Source organism: Lactobacillus helsingborgensis, from assembly GCF_003173695.1.
GTDB classification, from domain to species: Bacteria; Bacillota; Bacilli; order Lactobacillales; family Lactobacillaceae; genus Lactobacillus; species Lactobacillus helsingborgensis.
The window spans coordinates 828,130-846,838 of sequence record NZ_CP029544.1 but is presented as its reverse complement, the minus strand read 5'-3'; the positions used below and the strand labels follow the sequence as shown (position 1 = coordinate 846,838).

Sequence of the window (18,709 nt, the reverse complement as noted above, 5' to 3'; positions counted from 1 at the left end):
TTTCGTGCGCATTAAAAATAATGAAGTTGCCGTCGTTGCAATCGGGGGGTTGCACGAAATAGGCAAAAATATGTATTGTGTTCAATACCAAGATGAAATTATTATCATGGATTGTGGTATTAAGTTTCCTGAAGATGATCTTCTTGGTATTAATTATGTAATTTCTGATTATTCGTATTTAATTAAGAATCGGAAAAAAATTAAAGCACTTGTTGTGAGTCACGGTCACGAAGACCATATTGGCGGTATTCCGTTTTTACTGGAAAAAATTCCAGAAATTCCGGTTTACGCCACTCCTTTTGCTTTGGCACTTATTAAAGGAAAACTCGAAGAACACGGCATTCTGCGGACAACAGAATTGCACGAGGAGCATGAAGACACTGTCCTTAAATTCAAAAAATTAACAGTGACTTTCTTTAGAACTACCCACTCTATTCCTGATACTCTGGGTATAGCCGTTCATACTCCGCTGGGTGCAGTCGTGTTTACTGGTGACTTCAAATTTGACTTAACACCCGTCATGAATCAGCCAGCCCCTGATTTTCAAAAAATGGCTAAATTAGGTAACGAAGGTGTTCTAGCTTTATTATCTGATTCGACTAATGCTGAAGTAACGCAATTTACCAAGTCCGAACGTTTTGTAGCCAAATCGCTACATGACATTATTACAGGAATTCATGGTCGAATAATATTCGCCACGTTTGCTTCTAATCTTTACCGTGTTTCAACCGCTATTCAGGCGGCCAAAGATACCGGACGTAAAGTTGCCATTTTTGGACGGAGCATGGAAAATGGCGTGCAAAATGGGATTGACCTAGGTTACTTAAATGTTCCTGATGGTTTGATCGTTGATGCTAACGAAATTAACCATACTCCAGCAGAAGAAGTCATGATTTTATGTACTGGTTCTCAGGGTGAACCGCTGGCAGCTTTATCTCGGATAGCTAACGGTACTCACAGGCAAATAAGTCTGCAACCAGGAGATACAGTAATTTTCTCCTCTAACCCGATTCCAGGAAATACCTTAAGCGTGAATCACTTAATTAATAAATTAATGGAGGGTGGCGCCAACGTCGTTCATGGCAGAATAAATAACGTCCATACATCTGGACATGGTGGTCAGGAAGAACTTAAAATGATGGTTCGTTTGACCAAGCCCAAGTACATGATTCCTGTTCACGGCGAATACCGGATGCAAGTCATTCATACTGAATTAGCACAGGCAGCCGGTGTCCCCGCAGAAAATACTTTTGTCCTTGAAAACGGCGAAGTAGTTTGTTTTGGTCCTGAAGGATCAAGAATAGCCGGTCACATTCCTGCGGGCGATGTTTATGTTGACACTTCAGGTACTGCTGATGTGGGCAATGTTGTTGTCCATGACAGACAAGTATTATCTGAAGATGGTTTAGTGGTTGTGGTAGCAACTGTTGATTATAAGCATAAACGTGTACTGGCTGGTCCCGACGTTTTAAGTCGCGGTTTTGTCTACATGAGAGAATCTACAGAATTAATTAATCAAGCGCAAAAGCACATTTATCATGTGCTAAAATCTGAGATGGACAAAATGGAACACCCAAAAGACAGTGTAATCCGCAATGCGATAATCGCTAACTTATCGGACTTTCTGTATTCTAAAACAAAAAGACGGCCAATGATCTTACCTATGTTAGTTGAGAAAAAATAAAAAAAGCCTGTTTTGTACGGGCTTTTTTGTATAATGAATGAAATTATATGAACAATAAATTAAAGATACACCTTTTAGTAAATGAAACTGCAGGCAACGGTCATGCTAAGTCTGTGTTTGAAGAAATTACTGCATTACTTATAAATAATAATATTAATTTTGATACTAGAACAAGCGATTACGCTGGTGAGGCAATTCGCATCGCTCAAGACTATGGTAATCGACCACATTCTTCAAATGAAATTTTATTAGTAATTGGTGGAGATGGTTCACTCAATGAAGTGCTTAATGGCATTAAGCGTTCAAGTAATCCTGCCACACCTATCGCTTATTTGCCCGCTGGTACAGGAAACGATTTCGGGCGTGCAGCCAATTTAACTGCTGATCCTAAAATTTTACTTGATCGCTTAAAATGCGGAGTTAAGCCCGATCAAATTGATTGTGGTTCATTTGTTTTTCCTGATATTAATGAAGATAAAAAATACTACTTTGCCAATAGTTTTGGTGTTGGTTTTGATGCTTTTGTTAATCACAATAGCAATATTTCCAAATTAAAAAAATTACTGAACAGATTTAATGAAGGAAAATTGATTTACGGCTATAACGTTCTGGCAAGTGTTACTAGACAGGATACTTTTAGTGTCGATATTGAAACTAATAAACGTAAGGTCCATTTTGATGATGCGTTCTTGGTCACAACAACCAACCACCCTTATTTAGGTGGTGGCTTGCCTCTTTTACCTAGCGCAAAAATTGACAGCCATAGAATTGACACTGTAGTAGTAGAAAAATTTGGTTTGAGAAAATTAGTCAAATTATTTATTAATCTGCTTAAAGATGGTTCCCATGTTTATGATCCCCAATTCCATTATTTTGAAGCTAAAAAAATTACCGTTAAAACTAGGCAAAAAGAATATGCTCAAGTAGATGGTGAGGAAATTAAACGCAATACATTTAATGTTGAATTTTCCGTATCTTGTTTTAATTTATTGCGCTAATTTAATACATTTAAAAAAAGGACTAATCTCCGATATTCAATCGGAGTTAGTCTTTTTAATTTGAATATGATTCTAATGTTCAATGTAGTCTCTGATTGCATCTTCTAATTCAGTGAGATTTTTATATTGCTTTTCAAGACCGTAAAACATTTCTCGTTTGAGTATCCCTAAGAAGCCTTCCTCAGAACCATCATCAATTTGGTTGACTTTCCCACTCCGTTAGGTCCTACCAAACCAATCACTGTGGGCTCCAAGGGGATTTTAAAGTTAAGATCATAAAAGACCGGCTTTTTGCCGTAGTTTTTCTTCACCCGCTCAAAAATTATTGCCATATTTTTGCTCCTTAATGATTAGGCTATAATTAAAAATATAACAATAATTTAATCATTGTTTTTTTTAAAATGGCAATAAAAAAATACTATTTAAATTCATTTTCTTAATTTAAATATGATACATTTACTTCTATTTGGGCTAACTGTATGATATTTTTTACTAAGTCTTGCGGGTCACTTTCACAACTGATTACACCATTTTCAGCGTTAAAAGAAAATCCTGCATTGAAGACCAAATCTGCCACTGCATCTATTAGTTCGGCATCACTGGCACTTGGATCCAACTTAAATAATGCACGTCCGTCATCATTAATATCGAAACTACCGTTTTGACCCTTTTCGACAAAGCAGTAGACAGTCTCACCAAAGGAATCTTTTAAAATTGTTTCAATTTCAAGGGTATCTGGCCCAAATTCTAAGACTTTAGTATGTTGTGTTATCCATTTAGTAATATCTTTTTGCAGGGTCAAACTAGAATAATCAGCGTTTTCATGCACCATTTTTTAAATTCCTATCTCGTTTTAGTTTCTAACTTAATATTTTGCATCCCAATCATCGGGTCTATTTGACCTGAATATATCAGTTCCGGGGTTAAAATATAATCTTGTTTTGGAGTTGCAAGTGTGTCAGTTTCTGCTAGATCTTGCTCATCTCTATTTTTATCGGACTTTTCCTTTGCGCTAGGGTCAACTTTTACATTCAGCGCCGTTTGCAATTTAGCAGTTAAACCAGTTTGGCGGTCATTACCTGAGTTATTCAAGGCCATCTCATAAGCACGCGGATCACCAATTAAAACCAGGTTTTTTTCAGCACGAGTTACCGCGGTATATAACAAATTACGTTTAAGCATGACGTAATTTTGCATAGTCAAGCTCAGAATTACTAACGGAAATTCCGAGCCTTGTGCCTTATGTATTGTAATTGCATAAGCTCTAGTTACATCAAAAAGATCTTTTTTGCTAAAAGTAATTTCTCTACCATCAAAATCAGCAACCATACACTTTTGGGCATTATCATTATCAATTGCTAAAATTTTACCTATTTGACCATTATAGATATCTTTTTCAGGATTATTTTGTAATTGTAAAATGCGGTCGCCAATGCGAAACTTCTCATCATGAATTTCAAGTATTTTGCTAGTAGGTTTTGCAGGATTAATTATTTCCTGAATTACATTATTTAAATTAGTTACTCCGCCATCGCCTTGGTACATTGCTCCTAAAACTTGAATATCATCCGGATTAAACCCTTTTGCTAGGGCGCGCTCAACTATTTGACTGACAACATGAGAAACTTCATGAGGCGGGCAGGAAATAAAAGAATAGTTGTTGGTTTTCTTAAACAAGGCCGCACTATTCTGTCCAAGATTTATATCATGGGCAAGCGTAATAATGCTTGAATCGTCTCCTTGCCGATGAATTTGTTTGAGGACAGTAGTCGGAAAAGCTTGCGACTTAATTAAATCACTAAAGACATTTCCCGCTCCCACAGAGGGCAACTGGTCTTTATCCCCAACAAAAACAATATGTTTAGTCTCATTAATACTGGATACAAGTTGTTTAAATAAAAACATATCTACCATTGACATTTCATCAATAATTAAAATTTCACCATTGAGTTCGTTCAGATCGGTGGCATCATTTTCACCAATTCCTAAACCTAATAACCGGTGAATAGTTTTAGCTGTAATACCAGTTATCTCTTCCATCCTTTTTGCGGCACGACCAGTGGGCGCAGCTAGTAAAAACGGTGGGTCCGAGCTATATAAAGCTGATGATGGTATTTCAGCCAAATCACGCAATGCTAATAGAATACCATTGATAATAGTTGTTTTCCCAGTTCCGGGACCACCTGTTAATATTGAAATAGGATGGGTCAGAGCGTTTTTAATAGCAGCTTTTTGTGTTGCATCATATTTAATTTTTAATTTGGTTTCGGCCTTAGTTATCGCCTGATTAAGTTCCTTGTCACTATATTTTGCAGTCGCTTGACTCTTTTCAACCAAGTTTTTCATTGTATTGGCAATATCTGTTTCAGTTTCAAATATTTCGTGCAGAGCTGCATGATTGCCCAACACAACTACTTTACCCTGATGCTGCAAGTTATTGACGCAGTCAACAATGACATTAAATTGGTTAATCTGTAGTAGTTTTTTAGCATCGGTCAGAAGCTTTTCCAACTTAACGTAGGTATTGCCTTCTTTTCCTACTTCATCAAGTAAAATTTGAAAAATTGCACCATTAACTCTTTTGGGATCCGCAGCAGCAATTCCTAACTTTTGACCAATACGGTCGGCACTTTTGAAAGCATAACCTGTCACTTCTGCAATTGAGGCATATGGATCTTCTTCCAGTTTAGTTAAAGTTTCGCCATGATAAAGTTGATAAAGTCTTCCCGCCACTTTTTTATTTAAGCCAAATTGAGCTAGTTGCAAAACTGTTTCCGAATAAGAATCCATTGAGTTAATTCCGCTGAGCAAACTGTCCTTTTGCTTTTTAGTTAAAGAGAGAGTAGCAATTTTCCCCGGTTTTTCTTTTAATACATTCAGTGCGTCCATCCCTAAATCAGATACGATGGTGTCAGCAGCTTTTTTGCCTATTCCGGGAAACTTATTTGAACTTAAATAATTAATTAAACTGCCCTTTTCATGTGGCAAAGCCAATTTATAATTTTCGCAGTGAAACTGCAAACCGAATTTATTATGTACTGTCAACTTACCGGTAAAACTATAAGTTGCTCCTATTTGAACATCGCCAAAATTACCGGTGACTTTAATGTCATCCCGGTCGTAATTTTCCAATTGACCAATGATCGAAACGTCAAGAATTTTATAAAGATCTTGGTCGTTTTCGAAAACAATTCGATTAATTTTGCCAGTAAATTCAGTCATTTTTCTTTCTCGCTTCATTTACTAATTTTAAGATTGAAGCATATTGCTTTTGCTCTTGGCTAAAAAGTTTGGGATCTTGCTTTTTTGACCTAGCAAAGTATTTTTCAGCTTCTTTGCGACTTCTAGTTAAAATTGTGATGCCCAACATAAAATTGCTTTTGGCTGTTCTTTTTGTAGTAGGAATTTTGCTATAGCTCATTTCTGCTTCTTTCATATTTCCCAAACTTAACCAAATATCGCCAATTAACTCTAAGACTTTGGCATCAACATTTTTAATAGTTAGTGCATAGGCCAGTGCTTTTTGGTTCTGCCCAATTTTAAAAAATACCAGTGCTTTTTGATATAAGACTAAATCATCATTAGGAATTTGCTTGAGTAAACTGAGTGCTTGGTCAAATTTACCCTGCATATAATAACATACTGCCAGATCATAATCTAAATCCTGGGGGTGAGCAACTAAGTTCTTAGCTTTTTCAAGCAGCTGTGCTGCTTGATCGCTACTGCCCTGTTCAGTTAAATAGGTAGCAAGTTTTAAGTAGTTTTCACTATTATGCGGGTGAGCATCAATTTTCTTAATTAACTCATGTACTCTCTTTTTAACAGGAGTTGAGTCTCCTGCAGCTTTTTTGTCTGTTGTCATAACGAATCAGAATCCACCATTTTTCTGTCTAAAAAGTCTGTTTTATTCCAAGTCAAAACTTTGAATGTCTGCCCTTTGTCTTTTGTTTCCAATATAGTAAGGCTTGTGTTGCTTAAACCGCCATTTTTCCTAATATCAGCTAGCGGGTAACCTAATAAACCACCCATAATTGCTCCTAGAGCTGCTCCATGGCTTACTGCTAACACTTTATCATCATCTTGATACTTGTGAGCTACTTCTTGGCCAAAACTTAATCCCCGAGCAATTACTTCCGGATAATTTTCTCCACCAATACTGTGACCATCATATTTTGCAGGTTGATTCCAGATATCATCAACTTGTTGGGGATATTTACTTTCGGCTTCAGAAAAAGTGAGTCCTTCCATCGCTCCCAGATCAAACTCGCGCAAACGTTCATCTACATTTATTTGGGCTTTACAACCAGAAATTTCAGCGAAATTTTCTGCCGTAGTTTTTGCTCTTTTTAAGGGACTAGTATAAATGCCGGCAAAATTTGTTCCTCTTAAATAACCAGCCAGTTTGCCAATATCAATTAGACTTTGAGTTAAAAGTGGCGAATCACCGTGTGCCCCCTGAAAACGTTTTTGTAAATTCCATTCTGTTTTACCATGTCTGACAAAATAAATCTGCATTAAATAATTATCCTTTTCTGTTGCTATTAGTTTCTAGTTTATCATTTAATTTGTTTAAAAGAAAAAGAGTAGGAGCAAGCAAAAAAGGAAATGCCGCAGACATTCCCTTTGATAGCTAAAATTAAACTAATTGTAATTGCTGCTCATTCTGGTAAGCACAATCAATATTGCCGCCACCCAAGCATTCTTCGCCTTGATAAAGAACCAATGCTTGTCCTGGAGTAACAGCACGAGCAGGCTCATCAAAGTAGACTTTTGCCTTATTGTTTGCTGCATCATACGATACGGTCACACCAACATCAGGCTGACGGTAACGGAACTTAGCAGTGCAATGGATCTCAAAATCATGCTCGGGTTGGCCAGTAAAGAATGACATATCACTAGCTTCTAGCTCCGTCGCATAGAGCAATTTGCTGTCATAGCCCTGCTGAACAATCAGTTGATTCTTTTGCAAGTCTTTACCAACTACAAACCAAGGTGCTGTTGATTCTTTAGTTGAACCAAGCCCCAAACCTGATCTTTGACCAATAGTATAATACATTAAGCCGGCATGTTGACCAACAACGTTGCCATCTGGTGTAATCATATCTCCAGCCTGGGCAGGTAAAAACTCACTCAAAAACTTACGGAAGTTTCTTTCACCAATAAAGCAAATTCCAGTTGAGTCTTTCTTCTTAGCAGTAGCTAAACCACTTTTAAGTGCAATCTCACGCACCTGCGGCTTAGTCAGGTTAGCTAATGGAAATAGCACACGACTAATTTGTTCTTGGCTCAGCTGACTTAAAAAGTAAGTTTGGTCTTTATTACCATCTTTAGGACGCATCATATGGGTAACGCCATTCTTGTCCTTAAAGGTTTTGGCATAATGACCCATTGCAATATAATCAGCGTCAAGATTGAGCGCGAATTCCAAGAATGATTTAAATTTAATTTGGCTATTACACATAACATCAGGGTTTGGTGTGCGCCCTTTTTTATATTCGTTTAAAAAATATTCAAAAACGCGATGCCAATATTCCTTTTCAAAATTGATTGAATAATAAGGAATGCCGATTTGATCAGCGACTCTTTTTACATCTTCATAATCATCAGTAGCCGTGCAGACCCCGGAATCATCAGTGTCATCCCAATTTTTCATGAAGACGCCGATAACATCATAGCCTTGCTCTTTTAAAAGGAGGGCAGAAACCGAGGAGTCAACTCCTCCACTCATACCAACAACAACTCTTGTTTTGCTTTTTGCCAAATTAATCAATCCTTCACTGCAACTATAATATTTCGCTCCTCTAAATCTTTCAAAATATAGTTTAAAAGTTCGACTGTAGGAGCTAATTGCTTATTCTTAAAAATATTAACCTTTTGCAGACCATTTTTATCAGTCACAACCATTGTTAAATGAGACATTTCTTTATTAATGGTCATTTTTAACTTAGTTGGGGCATCGTATGGCGATTCATTATAAAGTGGATGTTCATAACTAAAATTACCTTTAACGGTTTTAACAAAGCCCGCATCGATTAACGCATAGAGTTTTAAATCTGGGCTAAGAGTAAACTTGCGTGTATCACCATTAATAATAACTGTATTTGCCATAATTTTACCTCACTTACTAATAATAAGCATATCTGCTTTAAAAAGCAATTATTTTATTTGTTTTGGAGCTTGCTCACAACTTTAACCAACTGATTTGCAAAAGCGCGCACCTCTTTTTCAGTAGTGAAGCGTCCAAAAGAGATCCGAATAGATTCATTAATTCTTGGCGACTTTTTACCAAAACATGCAACTAGTACATGTGAAGGCTCAATTGATCCTGCAGTGCAGGCAGAGCCACCGGAAACCGCAAAACCTGCTAAATCCAAATTTGTCTGTAAAAGGGTGGTGGAAATATCATTAAAAAACAAATTTAAGATATGATGTGAATCGTATTCTTTAATGCCGCCATTTACTTGAAAGTCTAATTGAGCTTCTTCAAGTTGATTTAAAATTATACCTTGCAGCTTTTGATATTTCTTTTGCAGTTGCGCCTTATCTATAGCAGCAATTTCACTGATAGCCTCACCAAAGCCGGCAATTCCGGGAACATTCTCAGTGCCAGCTCTGCGTTTGGTTTCCTGTTCACCACCATAAACTAACGGCGGCAAGTTAATTGCATTTCTTTCATATAAAAAGCCTAAAAACTTGGGTCCGTTTATTTTATGAGCAGAAGTTGACAATAAGTCAATATTCATTTTCTCAACGTCTAAGTCTATGTTACCTAAGCCTTGGACTGCGTCAACATGAAAATAAGCATTGCTTGGCTTTACAATAGCTCCAATTTCCGTCAAAGGGTTGATTGTACCCATTTCATTATTGACAGCCATAATTGAAACCAAAATAGTTTGAGGAGTAAGTGCCTCTTTTAAATCTGCTAAAGAAATACGCCCGTTTTCATCAACATCCAGATAAACGACATCATAGCCTTCCCGTTGCAACTGCTGCATTGGTTTTAAAACGGACGGATGCTCAATTTTCGTTGTGATGATACGCTTGCCGATATTTTGGCGACTATGAGCTGTACCAAAAATTGCAGTATTATTGCTTTCTGAGCCACCGGAGGTAAAAATAATTTCACTTTCTGAAGCATTTATCGCGTGTGCCGCTTTTTGTCTGGCTAAGTCGACAACATGACGAGCCTTTCGTCCTAGTTCATATGTACTTGAAGCATTACCAAAGTCATTTTTCATTTCAGCCGTAATAACATTAATTACATTATCTGACATTGGTGTTGTAGCAGCATTATCTAAATAAACTTCTGTCATTAGTTTAAGCCATCTTCTCTATGTATGAACAAATTATTTTAGCGGCTTTTGCACCAACTTTTTGAGCAAAATGGTCAAAATCGCCGTTAGCATCTTGGTTACCATTATCTGAAATGGCACGTAAGCCAATCAAGGGCTTTTCAAAATGATAAGCTACTTGAGCAAAAGCAGCTCCTTCCATCTCCACTCCTAAAGCAGTAGAAAAATTCTGCTTGATTTTATCTTTTTGTACTTGAGAACCAATAAAAGAATCGCCTGTAACAATTAATCCTTCTTGATAATCAATCTTTTCTTTCTGTAAAAATTGGGCAAAATTACTTCTAGCAGTTGAATCTAAGTTAAATACTGCCGGTTCGCCCGGTATTTGCCCTTCAACATAATCACCAGCCAAAGTGTTATGGGCATCATGATACGCAAAAGCACTTGCCAAAATTAAATCTTCTTTATGAACACTATCTTGTAAAGACCCAGCAGTACCGGTCATAAAAACTAAATCAATATCAACCAGACTTAGTAAACTAGCTAAATTCATAGCTGCTTGCACTTTGCCTATTCCGCTCAAACCAATATACACATCATTCTGATTAACGCAAAAATGCTCGAATGTAGTAGATCCGAACATTTCTTTGTGACCAGAGTGAAAATACTTACGATAATATTCAGCCTCAATTTCCATTGGGACAATAATTGCTATCTTCATTTTTACCCTCGTTCAATTTTATAAGTGAAATAACGCAAATAATACCAAAATTATTAAAACAGCCACAATTAAAATGGCACGGTTGAGTTTGCCCTTTAATTTTAAAGCTTTTTCCTGACTTGTAGGTGACTGTGACTTAGCTTCTCTATTGGGAGAGTTTCGTTTCTTTTCACCAGTTTCTGCATTAACCTGCTCGTTTGTGTGCACAACTTCATCCGCATCACGGGTAAATTCAGGATTAACATTAACTTCTTCATCACTATCATCAAAAGCAGACTTGATGGAGTTTAGAACCTTTTTACCCCTTTGCCGTTTTAATTTTTTACGGTAATCAGATCGTTTTTCAGTCATTTTGTTCCTTAGTATCAGCGCCTGTCAGCAGCATATTTTCCCATACGCTCATGGCATACAATGTTTTGGCATCGACAATTTTACCTTCTGCTGAAAGACGTTTCAACTCTTCTAAATTAAACCAATGACTAGTAAGAAACTCGTCTGGGTCGAGCGCCTTTTTATCAGTCAGTTTTGTTAATGTATCGCAATAAAATAAATAGAGCTTTTCGTCAGTAAAGCCTGGTGAAGAATAAAATTCAGTAATTTTCTCCCAGTAATCTGCATGATAGCCGCCCTCTTCATTCAGCTCTCGTTTCATTGCATCCAGTGGACTAGCATCAGTATCATCAATTAAACCAGCAGGAATTTCTAAAGTCAGTTCTTTAATCGGTTCACGCCATTGTTCGACCAGCAACATTTCCTGCTTGTCATTCACTGCGATAGCAGCTGAAGCAGGTTGATGTTTTACCACTTCCCGCGAGGCAGTTTCACCATTGGGCAATTTAATCGTTCTTACAGAAAGATCGACAATACGACCCGTAAAAATTTGTTTTGAAGAGATTTCAGTTTCTGTTAAATCCATTATTCACTTTCCTGTTAATCAGCTAAATATACGTTGACACATTGTAAGCCATTTTTACCTTGAGCAAGTTGGTATTTAACTTTTTGACCAACTTGCAAGCGGCGATAACCTTCTTCTTTAATAGCTGTATAAAAAACAAAATATGATTTCTGATTTTCATCATCGGTGATAAAACCAAAACTGCTGTTTCGGTCAAACTGTTTTACTTTACCGTAACGCATTATTCTTCAAAGCCTTCTTGAACTGCTTCGGGGTAATCTGCTTCAACTATCTTAGCACATCTTCCGCACAGCATAGGTATTTTATTATCTGCACCAATGTCTGTTCTGATCATGCGGCAACGTGGACAAACTTCACCTTCAGCATGTTCAACTATAAAAGCACCGTTTGGCAATTTTTGTGCATTTTCAGGTGCTGCACCTGAGGCAATAGTTAATTTAGAAACAATTAAAATTTGTCTAAAGTTTGCGTTCAGTTTAGTTAAAACTGTTTGCATTTCAGCAGTTGGATAAATTGTAACCGCAGCTTCAAATGATTTACCAATTAATTTTTGATCACGAGCTTCTTCAAGAACTTTTAAGACATCATCACGTAAGTTCATGAATTTATGCCAATTTTCAGTCAATTCATCATGGTTTGAATAAGTCTCAACCTGAGGCATTTCTGCAAGTTGAACGTAATCTTCCTTTTCTTTAAGGAAAGACCAAACTTCTTCCATTGTGTGTGGCAAAATTGGTGTCAAAATTTTGTCCAATTTAACGGCAGCATCATAGATAACAGTTTGCATTGATCTTCTTGCATGACTATCTTGACTTTCAATATAAAGCACATCTTTAGCAAAGTCTAAGTAAAAGGCAGACAGATCATTTGAAATAAATGCGAATACTTTTTTATAAACATTATTAAAGTCATAACGTTCATAACTGTCAAGACAAGTTTTAACCAAATCATTAAGACGTACTTCCATGTATTGGTCAATTGTGTTGAGATCTTGGTATTCTACACGATTGACTTGGGGGTCAAAATCTGAAGTATTGGCCAGCATATAGCGGAATGTATTTCTAATCTTACGGTAACTCTCTGAAGTCTGACGCAATATATCTTGTGAAACTGCAACATCAGAAGTAGTATCAACAGATGCGACCCACAAACGAATAATTTCTGCACCCATTTGCTTGATGACATCATTTGGTGAAATTACATTACCCAAAGATTTGGACATTTTATGTCCTTTTTCATCCAGAACAAATCCTTGAGATAAAATGCCACGATATGGAGCAATTCCTTTTGCTGCTACAGAAGTAATCAAACTGGAGTTAAACCAGCCCCGATATTGGTCACTGCCTTCAAGGTAAAGATCACATGGGAAGCGCAAATCAGGTCTTTTAGCTAATACGGCTTGATGAGAAGACCCTGAATCAAACCATACGTCTAAAATATCTGTTTCTTTGGTAAATTTACCATTTGGAGAATGCTCAGAAGTGAAACCTTCAGGCAATAATTCCTTAGCAGTCTTCTTATACCAGGCATTAGAGCCCTCTTTAGCAAAAATCTGGGCAATATGCTCAATAGTTTCTGGCGTAACAATTGGAGTACCATCTTCTGCGTAAAAGATTGGCAAAGGAACACCCCATGCCCGCTGTCTTGAAATTACCCAATCGCCACGATCTTTAATCATGTTATGCAAACGTAATTTACCCCAAGAAGGAGTGAAATTAACTTGATCAATTTGGTCAAGAATTTGCTGGCGACACTTATCAATTGATGCAAACCATTGGGTAGTAGCACGATAAATTACAGGCTTTTTTGTACGCCAATCATGTGGATATGAGTGGGTAAAGAAACTTAATTTCAGTAGATTGCCTGACTTCTTTAATTTTTCGCTGACAACTTTATTTGCATCATTATAAAATAATCCTACTAAATCAGGATCTTCAATTTCTGCTGTAAAGCAACCCTTATTGTCCATTGGACTATAAACTGGAATGCCATATTTTTGTGCTACATTATAGTCATCTTCACCAAAGCCGGAAGCTGTATGAACTAGACCTGTACCATCACTGGCAGTGACATGCAAAGCATTCATTACTAAAGAATCACGATCATATAGTGGGTGTTTAGCTACCATACGATCCATATCTTTACCCTTTAGGTGTTGGGTAACTTTGTAGTCATTCCAGCCCAATTCTGCGGCAACTGCTTCTAATCGCTCAGTACCAACAACATACCGCTTATCGTCAACTTGAACTACTGAATAATCAAAGCCCGGATTTACAGTAATTCCTTGGTTAGTAGGAATAGTCCAAGGTGTAGTTGTCCAAATCAAGAAATAAGTGTTTTGGGTGTCTAAAAGACCTTTGCCATCTTTAACCGGGAAAGAAACGTAAATTGATGGTGACTTGATATCATGGTATTCAACTTCGGCTTCAGCTAGAGTTGACTCACTTGAAGGTGACCAATATACAGGTTTTTTCCCTTTATAGATGTAGCCCTTTTCGAACATTTTACCGAAAACACGAATTTCTTCTGCTTCGTATTCAGGCTGAAAAGTAATGTATGGATGATCCCAATCACCCATAACACCTAAGCGCTTGAAGTCAGCCATTTGCTTTTTGACTTCTTCTTGAGCAAAATCTTGACAAAGTTGACGATAATCTGCCAGATTCATCTTCTTGCGGTCAACACCCTGCTTAGTCAGTTGCTGTTCAATTGGTAAGCCGTGAGTATCCCAGCCAGGAACGTAAGGAGCATAGTAGCCGTTCATATTTTTAAAACGAACAATAATATCCTTAGAGATCTTGTTCATAGCGTGACCGATATGGATATTGCCATTAGCAAATGGCGGACCATCATGCAAATCAAAACGAGGCTTACCCTTGTTTAACTTTAATCTCTGTTCATATAATTTGTTTTCTTCCCATTCTTTTTGCCATTGCGCTTCTCTTACAGGCAAATTTCCTCTCATTTTGAATTTGGTCTTACCCAAATTAAGAGTATCTTTCACTCGCATTTTTATTCCTTTCTGTAAAAAAAGCCTCGTCCTAAAATTAGGGCGAGGTTAATTATCGTGGTACCACCTAAATTGAGCTTTTAAGCTCCACTTATTGATTGTGTATCGTACAACTTACGTAACAAACCATTATTAACAGCTGATCAACCTTTGAGCTCTGATACTAGCCTCACACCGGCGCTAATTCGCTGAATTGCTCTTAGGTTTTACTGCCAGTTTGTTATTTATGATTTTTATAGTCATTCGGAAAGATAACAGTAGGACCTGAACTATTGGTATTGGAAGAACTGCTTTGATTATTGACAGTTTCAATGCTGGGACTATCACCCGTCATTGGCTGAGGACTATCATTATCTTCGTCAATGTCTTGTTCAAAGTTTACTTCATCGGCACTATCGTTGTCAACCTCGATGCCATCATCGTCATCATCGTCGTCAACGTCAACTTCTTCTTCTTCATCAGTTAACATGATTGGTTCTGCACCATCTGGAGGATAAAAACGCTCTGTACCAAAGTATTTATCAAGAGCTTTTTGCCATTTTTCATCATTAAGATTTTCAATAGCTTTTTGTAAAAGCTCTTGAATATAACTACGGTAACCAGCAACCTCTTTTTTAACACGATCATAATCGGATTTAATTGATTCAAGCTGCTGACGCTGATAATCAGTATCAATCTTGGCCTGTTCAGCCTCATTATTTGCCTGAACAGTTGCATCGTTGATGATTCTTTCCGCTTTAATTTTAGCGTTACCTACTGCTTCTTTAGTTGCATTTTCATTTTGTTGATATTGACCGACTTGCTTCTGTAATTCAGAAACTTGATTTTGTAAATTGACAACTTCATTTTTTAAATCAACAGTTTGATCAAGAGCATCGCCATAATCGTTAATAATTTGATCTAAAAAACTATCTACTTCACGTCTATCGTATCCACTGAAGCCCCGCTTTTTAAATTCTTTATTGTGAATTTCCATCGGAGTTAGTCTTTGCTCTTTTTCCTTTTCGTCTGCCACAGTTTATACACCACCTTAAATTTACCTTTCTTAGTTGTTTTAACGTCTAAAATCTTTATTCTGCCAAAGTGTCTTAAGCTTAGAACATCATCTTCTTTAATCATTATATTAAAATTGGTTGCACTATGCCAATTCAATTTAACCAAATTATTTGCTATATCACTTTTGGTTTGTTGTCTGCTTTTTTTCGTTATAGCAGCTACTAACGCATCTAGTCTTAAAGAAGAAGCAATGGCAGTCGCTTGTGCGCTATCATCTTCTACTGTAAGAACTTTTTGCTTAGTGGTAGGTCTTAATCTCACCTTCGTGTGACCGATATAATTTATTTCACTGGTAAAAAAATCGCTCAATTCACTTTTAGCAAAAAATTGCCAGTGACCAGCACCATCGGTAATAATATCGCCAAAAGTTGATGTTTCAACACCAGAATTAGCTAAAGAACCCAAGATTGCACTATGAGTCAAGGTGGCAAATTTCTGGGAATATTCAATGGCAAAAACAGTGATTTGAAATGCTGCTGGTGAGAACTCTAAATTACTATTATCTAACAATACCCGCTTTTTTTCGGCAGAATTATAGCCGCCAAATTCGAGCAAGCTAACATCGTCACCAGCTACACTTTTGAGAATATCCCTTTCTCCAGGATTTAAAAAATCTGTCAATACCATGTTGTGCTTATAAAGAACGTCGTTGATAAAACCAGCCATTTTATCTACTGTTTTTTCTGCAGCAACATCATTCTTAAATAAAACGTTTTTAGCATAATGGCTACGCTTATAAACGTTTTCTATTTTCACAAAATTCCTCCTAAAAACACTCAACCACTTGAGAATGAAACTTCTTTTTTGATTAATTATAGCATGAACAAACTTGTAAAGGCAGGTAAGTAAATTGTAAATAAATAGCTGATAAAGCTAAGTTTTGTTTAACGAGTTTTATCAGCTATTTTATTCATTTTTAAATTGAAATTAAGCAAATATCCGGAAAAGAATATTCGCAAGCCATTTAATAGCATAATCCTGCACAAAGTAAAGCAATAATAAACCGATTAAAAAAGAAATATCAATTCCGATAGTTTGTGATAACCGTTCAATTGGACCTTTACGAAAGAGATTTAAGTAGGGATCAATAATGCGATTAATTATTCTGCCAACAGCTGAATCACGCATTGAAGGAACCCAACTTAAAATCGCATCAATCACCATAACAATACTATATATCCAAATGGCATAGTTTAGTATGTAAATTCCGTAGTATATTATTCTGATTGCCATTAACTCAAAGTATCTTTCTTATCAACTAAATCACTAATTTTACCATTAGTAACAAACTTTGGTGGTGTAGCCAAAAATATTTTATCCCCAATACGTTGAATTTCGCCATTTAAAGCGTAAACAGTACCCGTGATAAAATCGACAATTCTCCTAGCAGAAGCATCTTCCATTCGGCTAAAATTAATGATTACCGCTTTATTACTAAGCAAATTTTGGGCAACATCTTTTGCATCTGAATATACACGTGGCTCATAAAGAACTATCTTACTCTTATTCGCGCTGATACCCGACTTGATAGAAACTACCTTGTCACGATCAATTGCACCGTTATTAAGATTGTCCTCATCAGCTATCTGCTGTTCTTCACCGTATTCATCTTCCAGCATTTCGTCATCATCGCTGGCAACGCCGAAGAACTTGCCTATTTTACTAAAAGCCATTACTTTTGCCTCCTATTAGTTTTCACCACGATGCCTGAAAAATGGAATGTCATCAGTATCATCGTCATCAAAAGCGTTAGTTTCGATTTGTGAAATTCGGCTCTGATCATCGTCATCAAATGAACTTGAAGTTTCTTCCTGCGAACTTATCTCACTTGGATTTGTACGACGATTCCCTTCATTATCATTGTCTAAGCCCCAGACACTTGTCGGATCAACCATAGGTTTATGCTTAGGAGCTTGCTGTACTGAACCGGAAGCGCTGCTTAAGCCTGATTTTGGTTCAGAAACTGTTCTGTTAGCTGTTTCAGCAGTACTATTTGAACTAACACTTTCAGGATGAGATTTAATCTGGTGGCTGTGACCTGGTAACTGCTTAGAAGCTTCTTCTTCTGCTTGTGAATTTATTCCAGTGGCAATCACAGTTACCACAACTTCATCTCCTAAATTAGGATTAATGGAAGTACCAAAAATAATATTGACGTCATCTCCAGCAGCCTTAGAAACTATCTCAGACGCATCTTGTGCTTCAAATAAAGTTAAATCAGGACCACCAGTTATATTAAGCAAAACTTGTTTAGCGCCATCAATTGATACTTCAAGTAAAGGAGACGAAATAGCCAACTTAGTAGCTTCTACCGTTCTGTTTTCACCACTCGCACGACCAATTCCCATTAAAGCTGCTCCTTGGTTAGCCATCACTGTTTTAACATCCGCAAAATCAAGGTTTACGTAATCAGTGGAAGTAATCAAATCAGAAATACCTTGTACACCTTGCTTTAAAACATTATCGGCTTCCTTAAAGGCATCCATCATTGGAGTTTTCTTATCAACCATTTCCAGCAAACGGTTATTGGCAATGATAACTAATGTATCAACATATTGTTTCAGTTGCGCAATTCCCTCAGCAGCATTTTTTGAACGCTTAGGACCCTCAAAAGTAAAAGGACGAGTGACAACACCGACAGTCAAGGCCCCTGTCTCTCGCGCAATTTTAGCTACAATAGGTGCAGCACCAGTACCAGTGCCGCCACCCATACCGGCAGTAATGAAGATCATGTCCGCACCCTTTAATGCATCCTCAATAGTCTGCTCACTTTCTTCTGCAGCTTTTTGACCAACTTCTGGGTGAGAACCCGCACCTAATCCTCTCGTCAATTTAGGCCCAAGTTGAATTTTATTTTCAGCCTTATTACTATTTAATGCTTGTACATCAGTGTTAGCAGCAACGAAAGATACTCCTTGCACACCATCATCGATCATCCGATTAACAGCATTACCACCAGCACCACCGACACCAATAACTTTGATGACAGCATTTTTATTGTCGTCTGAATCGAACGTGAAATCCATCTAATT

The 18,709-nt window shown here is 37.1% G+C and carries 20 protein-coding genes and 1 pseudogene; 2 read left to right on the top strand and 19 right to left on the bottom strand.

Annotated features, from left to right (window positions below):
• Positions 1 to 4 precede the first annotated feature (4 nt).
• Both rnjA and DLD54_RS04025 read left to right on the top strand, forming a co-directional pair.
• Positions 5 to 1,684 (top strand): ribonuclease J1, encoded by a 1,680-nt coding sequence (gene rnjA / locus DLD54_RS04030; protein WP_046327058.1) that lies wholly within the window; start codon positions 5 to 7, stop codon positions 1,682 to 1,684.
• Positions 1,685 to 1,731: 47 nt separating this feature from the next.
• Positions 1,732 to 2,682, top strand: a complete 951-nt coding sequence (locus DLD54_RS04025; protein WP_109918317.1) for a diacylglycerol/lipid kinase family protein — start codon at positions 1,732 to 1,734, stop codon at positions 2,680 to 2,682.
• Here DLD54_RS04025 and DLD54_RS04020 read toward each other — a convergent pair.
• The 19 genes and pseudogenes from DLD54_RS04020 to ftsZ form a co-directional block, all read right to left on the bottom strand.
• Positions 2,679 to 2,886: pseudogene (locus DLD54_RS04020) on the bottom strand (IS3 family transposase); the annotation flags it as partial. The gene DLD54_RS04025 and the pseudogene DLD54_RS04020 sit on opposite strands and share 4 nt — an antisense overlap.
• Positions 2,850 to 3,014 (bottom strand): P-loop NTPase family protein, encoded by a 165-nt coding sequence (locus DLD54_RS08810; protein ID WP_158593319.1) that lies wholly within the window; start codon positions 3,012 to 3,014, stop codon positions 2,850 to 2,852. The pseudogene DLD54_RS04020 and the gene DLD54_RS08810, both read right to left, overlap by 37 nt.
• Positions 3,015 to 3,118: 104 nt before the next feature.
• The gene (locus DLD54_RS04015) at positions 3,119 to 3,514 is read right to left on the bottom strand and encodes a DUF1828 domain-containing protein (RefSeq protein WP_109918316.1); all 396 of its coding nucleotides are present in this window, start codon (positions 3,512 to 3,514) and stop codon (positions 3,119 to 3,121) included.
• A gap of 11 nt (positions 3,515 to 3,525) precedes the next feature.
• Complete coding sequence (gene recD2 / locus DLD54_RS04010) at positions 3,526 to 5,904, bottom strand: SF1B family DNA helicase RecD2 (RefSeq protein WP_109918315.1); 2,379 nt, start codon at positions 5,902 to 5,904, stop codon at positions 3,526 to 3,528.
• Complete coding sequence (locus tag DLD54_RS04005; protein ID WP_109918314.1) at positions 5,897 to 6,544, bottom strand: tetratricopeptide repeat protein; 648 nt, start codon at positions 6,542 to 6,544, stop codon at positions 5,897 to 5,899. The genes recD2 and DLD54_RS04005 overlap by 8 nt, the downstream gene beginning before the upstream one ends.
• A complete protein-coding gene (locus DLD54_RS04000; RefSeq protein WP_046327054.1) occupies positions 6,541 to 7,197 on the bottom strand; it encodes a histidine phosphatase family protein in 657 nt (218 codons plus the stop codon). Before DLD54_RS04000 ends, DLD54_RS04005 begins: the two co-directional genes overlap by 4 nt.
• Before the next feature lie 121 nt (positions 7,198 to 7,318).
• Positions 7,319 to 8,443 (bottom strand): tRNA 2-thiouridine(34) synthase MnmA, encoded by a 1,125-nt coding sequence (mnmA, locus tag DLD54_RS03995; RefSeq protein WP_162542257.1) that lies wholly within the window; start codon positions 8,441 to 8,443, stop codon positions 7,319 to 7,321.
• Positions 8,444 to 8,448: 5 nt separating this feature from the next.
• Positions 8,449 to 8,790, bottom strand: a complete 342-nt coding sequence (locus DLD54_RS03990) for a DUF1831 domain-containing protein (RefSeq protein WP_109918313.1) — start codon at positions 8,788 to 8,790, stop codon at positions 8,449 to 8,451.
• Positions 8,791 to 8,843: 53 nt separating this feature from the next.
• Positions 8,844 to 9,995 (bottom strand): cysteine desulfurase family protein, encoded by a 1,152-nt coding sequence (locus DLD54_RS03985; RefSeq protein ID WP_109918312.1) that lies wholly within the window; start codon positions 9,993 to 9,995, stop codon positions 8,844 to 8,846.
• A gap of 4 nt (positions 9,996 to 9,999) precedes the next feature.
• Positions 10,000 to 10,695 (bottom strand): 5'-methylthioadenosine/adenosylhomocysteine nucleosidase, encoded by a 696-nt coding sequence (locus DLD54_RS03980; RefSeq protein WP_109918311.1) that lies wholly within the window; start codon positions 10,693 to 10,695, stop codon positions 10,000 to 10,002.
• An 18-nt stretch (positions 10,696 to 10,713) separates the two neighbouring features.
• The gene (locus DLD54_RS03975; protein ID WP_109918310.1) at positions 10,714 to 11,046 is read right to left on the bottom strand and encodes a hypothetical protein; all 333 of its coding nucleotides are present in this window, start codon (positions 11,044 to 11,046) and stop codon (positions 10,714 to 10,716) included.
• On the bottom strand, positions 11,039 to 11,611 hold the full coding sequence (locus DLD54_RS03970; RefSeq protein WP_038522355.1) for an NUDIX hydrolase: 573 nt from the start codon (positions 11,609 to 11,611) through the stop codon (positions 11,039 to 11,041). The genes DLD54_RS03975 and DLD54_RS03970 overlap by 8 nt, the downstream gene beginning before the upstream one ends.
• Before the next feature lie 14 nt (positions 11,612 to 11,625).
• Positions 11,626 to 11,832, bottom strand: coding sequence for a cold-shock protein (locus tag DLD54_RS03965; RefSeq protein WP_038522352.1), 207 nt, complete (start codon positions 11,830 to 11,832; stop codon positions 11,626 to 11,628).
• A complete protein-coding gene (gene ileS / locus DLD54_RS03960) occupies positions 11,832 to 14,621 on the bottom strand; it encodes an isoleucine--tRNA ligase (RefSeq protein ID WP_109918309.1) in 2,790 nt (929 codons plus the stop codon). The genes DLD54_RS03965 and ileS overlap by 1 nt, the downstream gene beginning before the upstream one ends.
• 220 nt (positions 14,622 to 14,841) lie before the next feature.
• Positions 14,842 to 15,597: a DivIVA domain-containing protein gene (locus DLD54_RS03955; RefSeq protein WP_109919002.1), complete on the bottom strand. Its 756-nt coding sequence runs from the start codon at positions 15,595 to 15,597 to the stop codon at positions 14,842 to 14,844.
• Positions 15,598 to 15,602: 5 nt separating this feature from the next.
• Positions 15,603 to 16,433, bottom strand: coding sequence for a YlmH family RNA-binding protein (locus tag DLD54_RS03950; RefSeq protein WP_233559191.1), 831 nt, complete (start codon positions 16,431 to 16,433; stop codon positions 15,603 to 15,605).
• 171 nt (positions 16,434 to 16,604) lie between these two features.
• Entirely contained in the window at positions 16,605 to 16,910 is a 306-nt protein-coding gene (locus tag DLD54_RS03945; protein ID WP_046327050.1) for a YggT family protein, read from the bottom strand.
• Positions 16,910 to 17,350 carry a cell division protein SepF gene (locus tag DLD54_RS03940; protein WP_038522343.1) on the bottom strand — a complete coding sequence of 147 codons (441 nt, stop codon included), beginning with the start codon at positions 17,348 to 17,350 and terminating at the stop codon, positions 16,910 to 16,912. The genes DLD54_RS03945 and DLD54_RS03940 overlap by 1 nt, the downstream gene beginning before the upstream one ends.
• Before the next feature lie 15 nt (positions 17,351 to 17,365).
• A complete protein-coding gene (gene ftsZ, locus DLD54_RS03935; protein WP_109918308.1) occupies positions 17,366 to 18,703 on the bottom strand; it encodes a cell division protein FtsZ in 1,338 nt (445 codons plus the stop codon).
• Positions 18,704 to 18,709 lie beyond the last annotated feature (6 nt).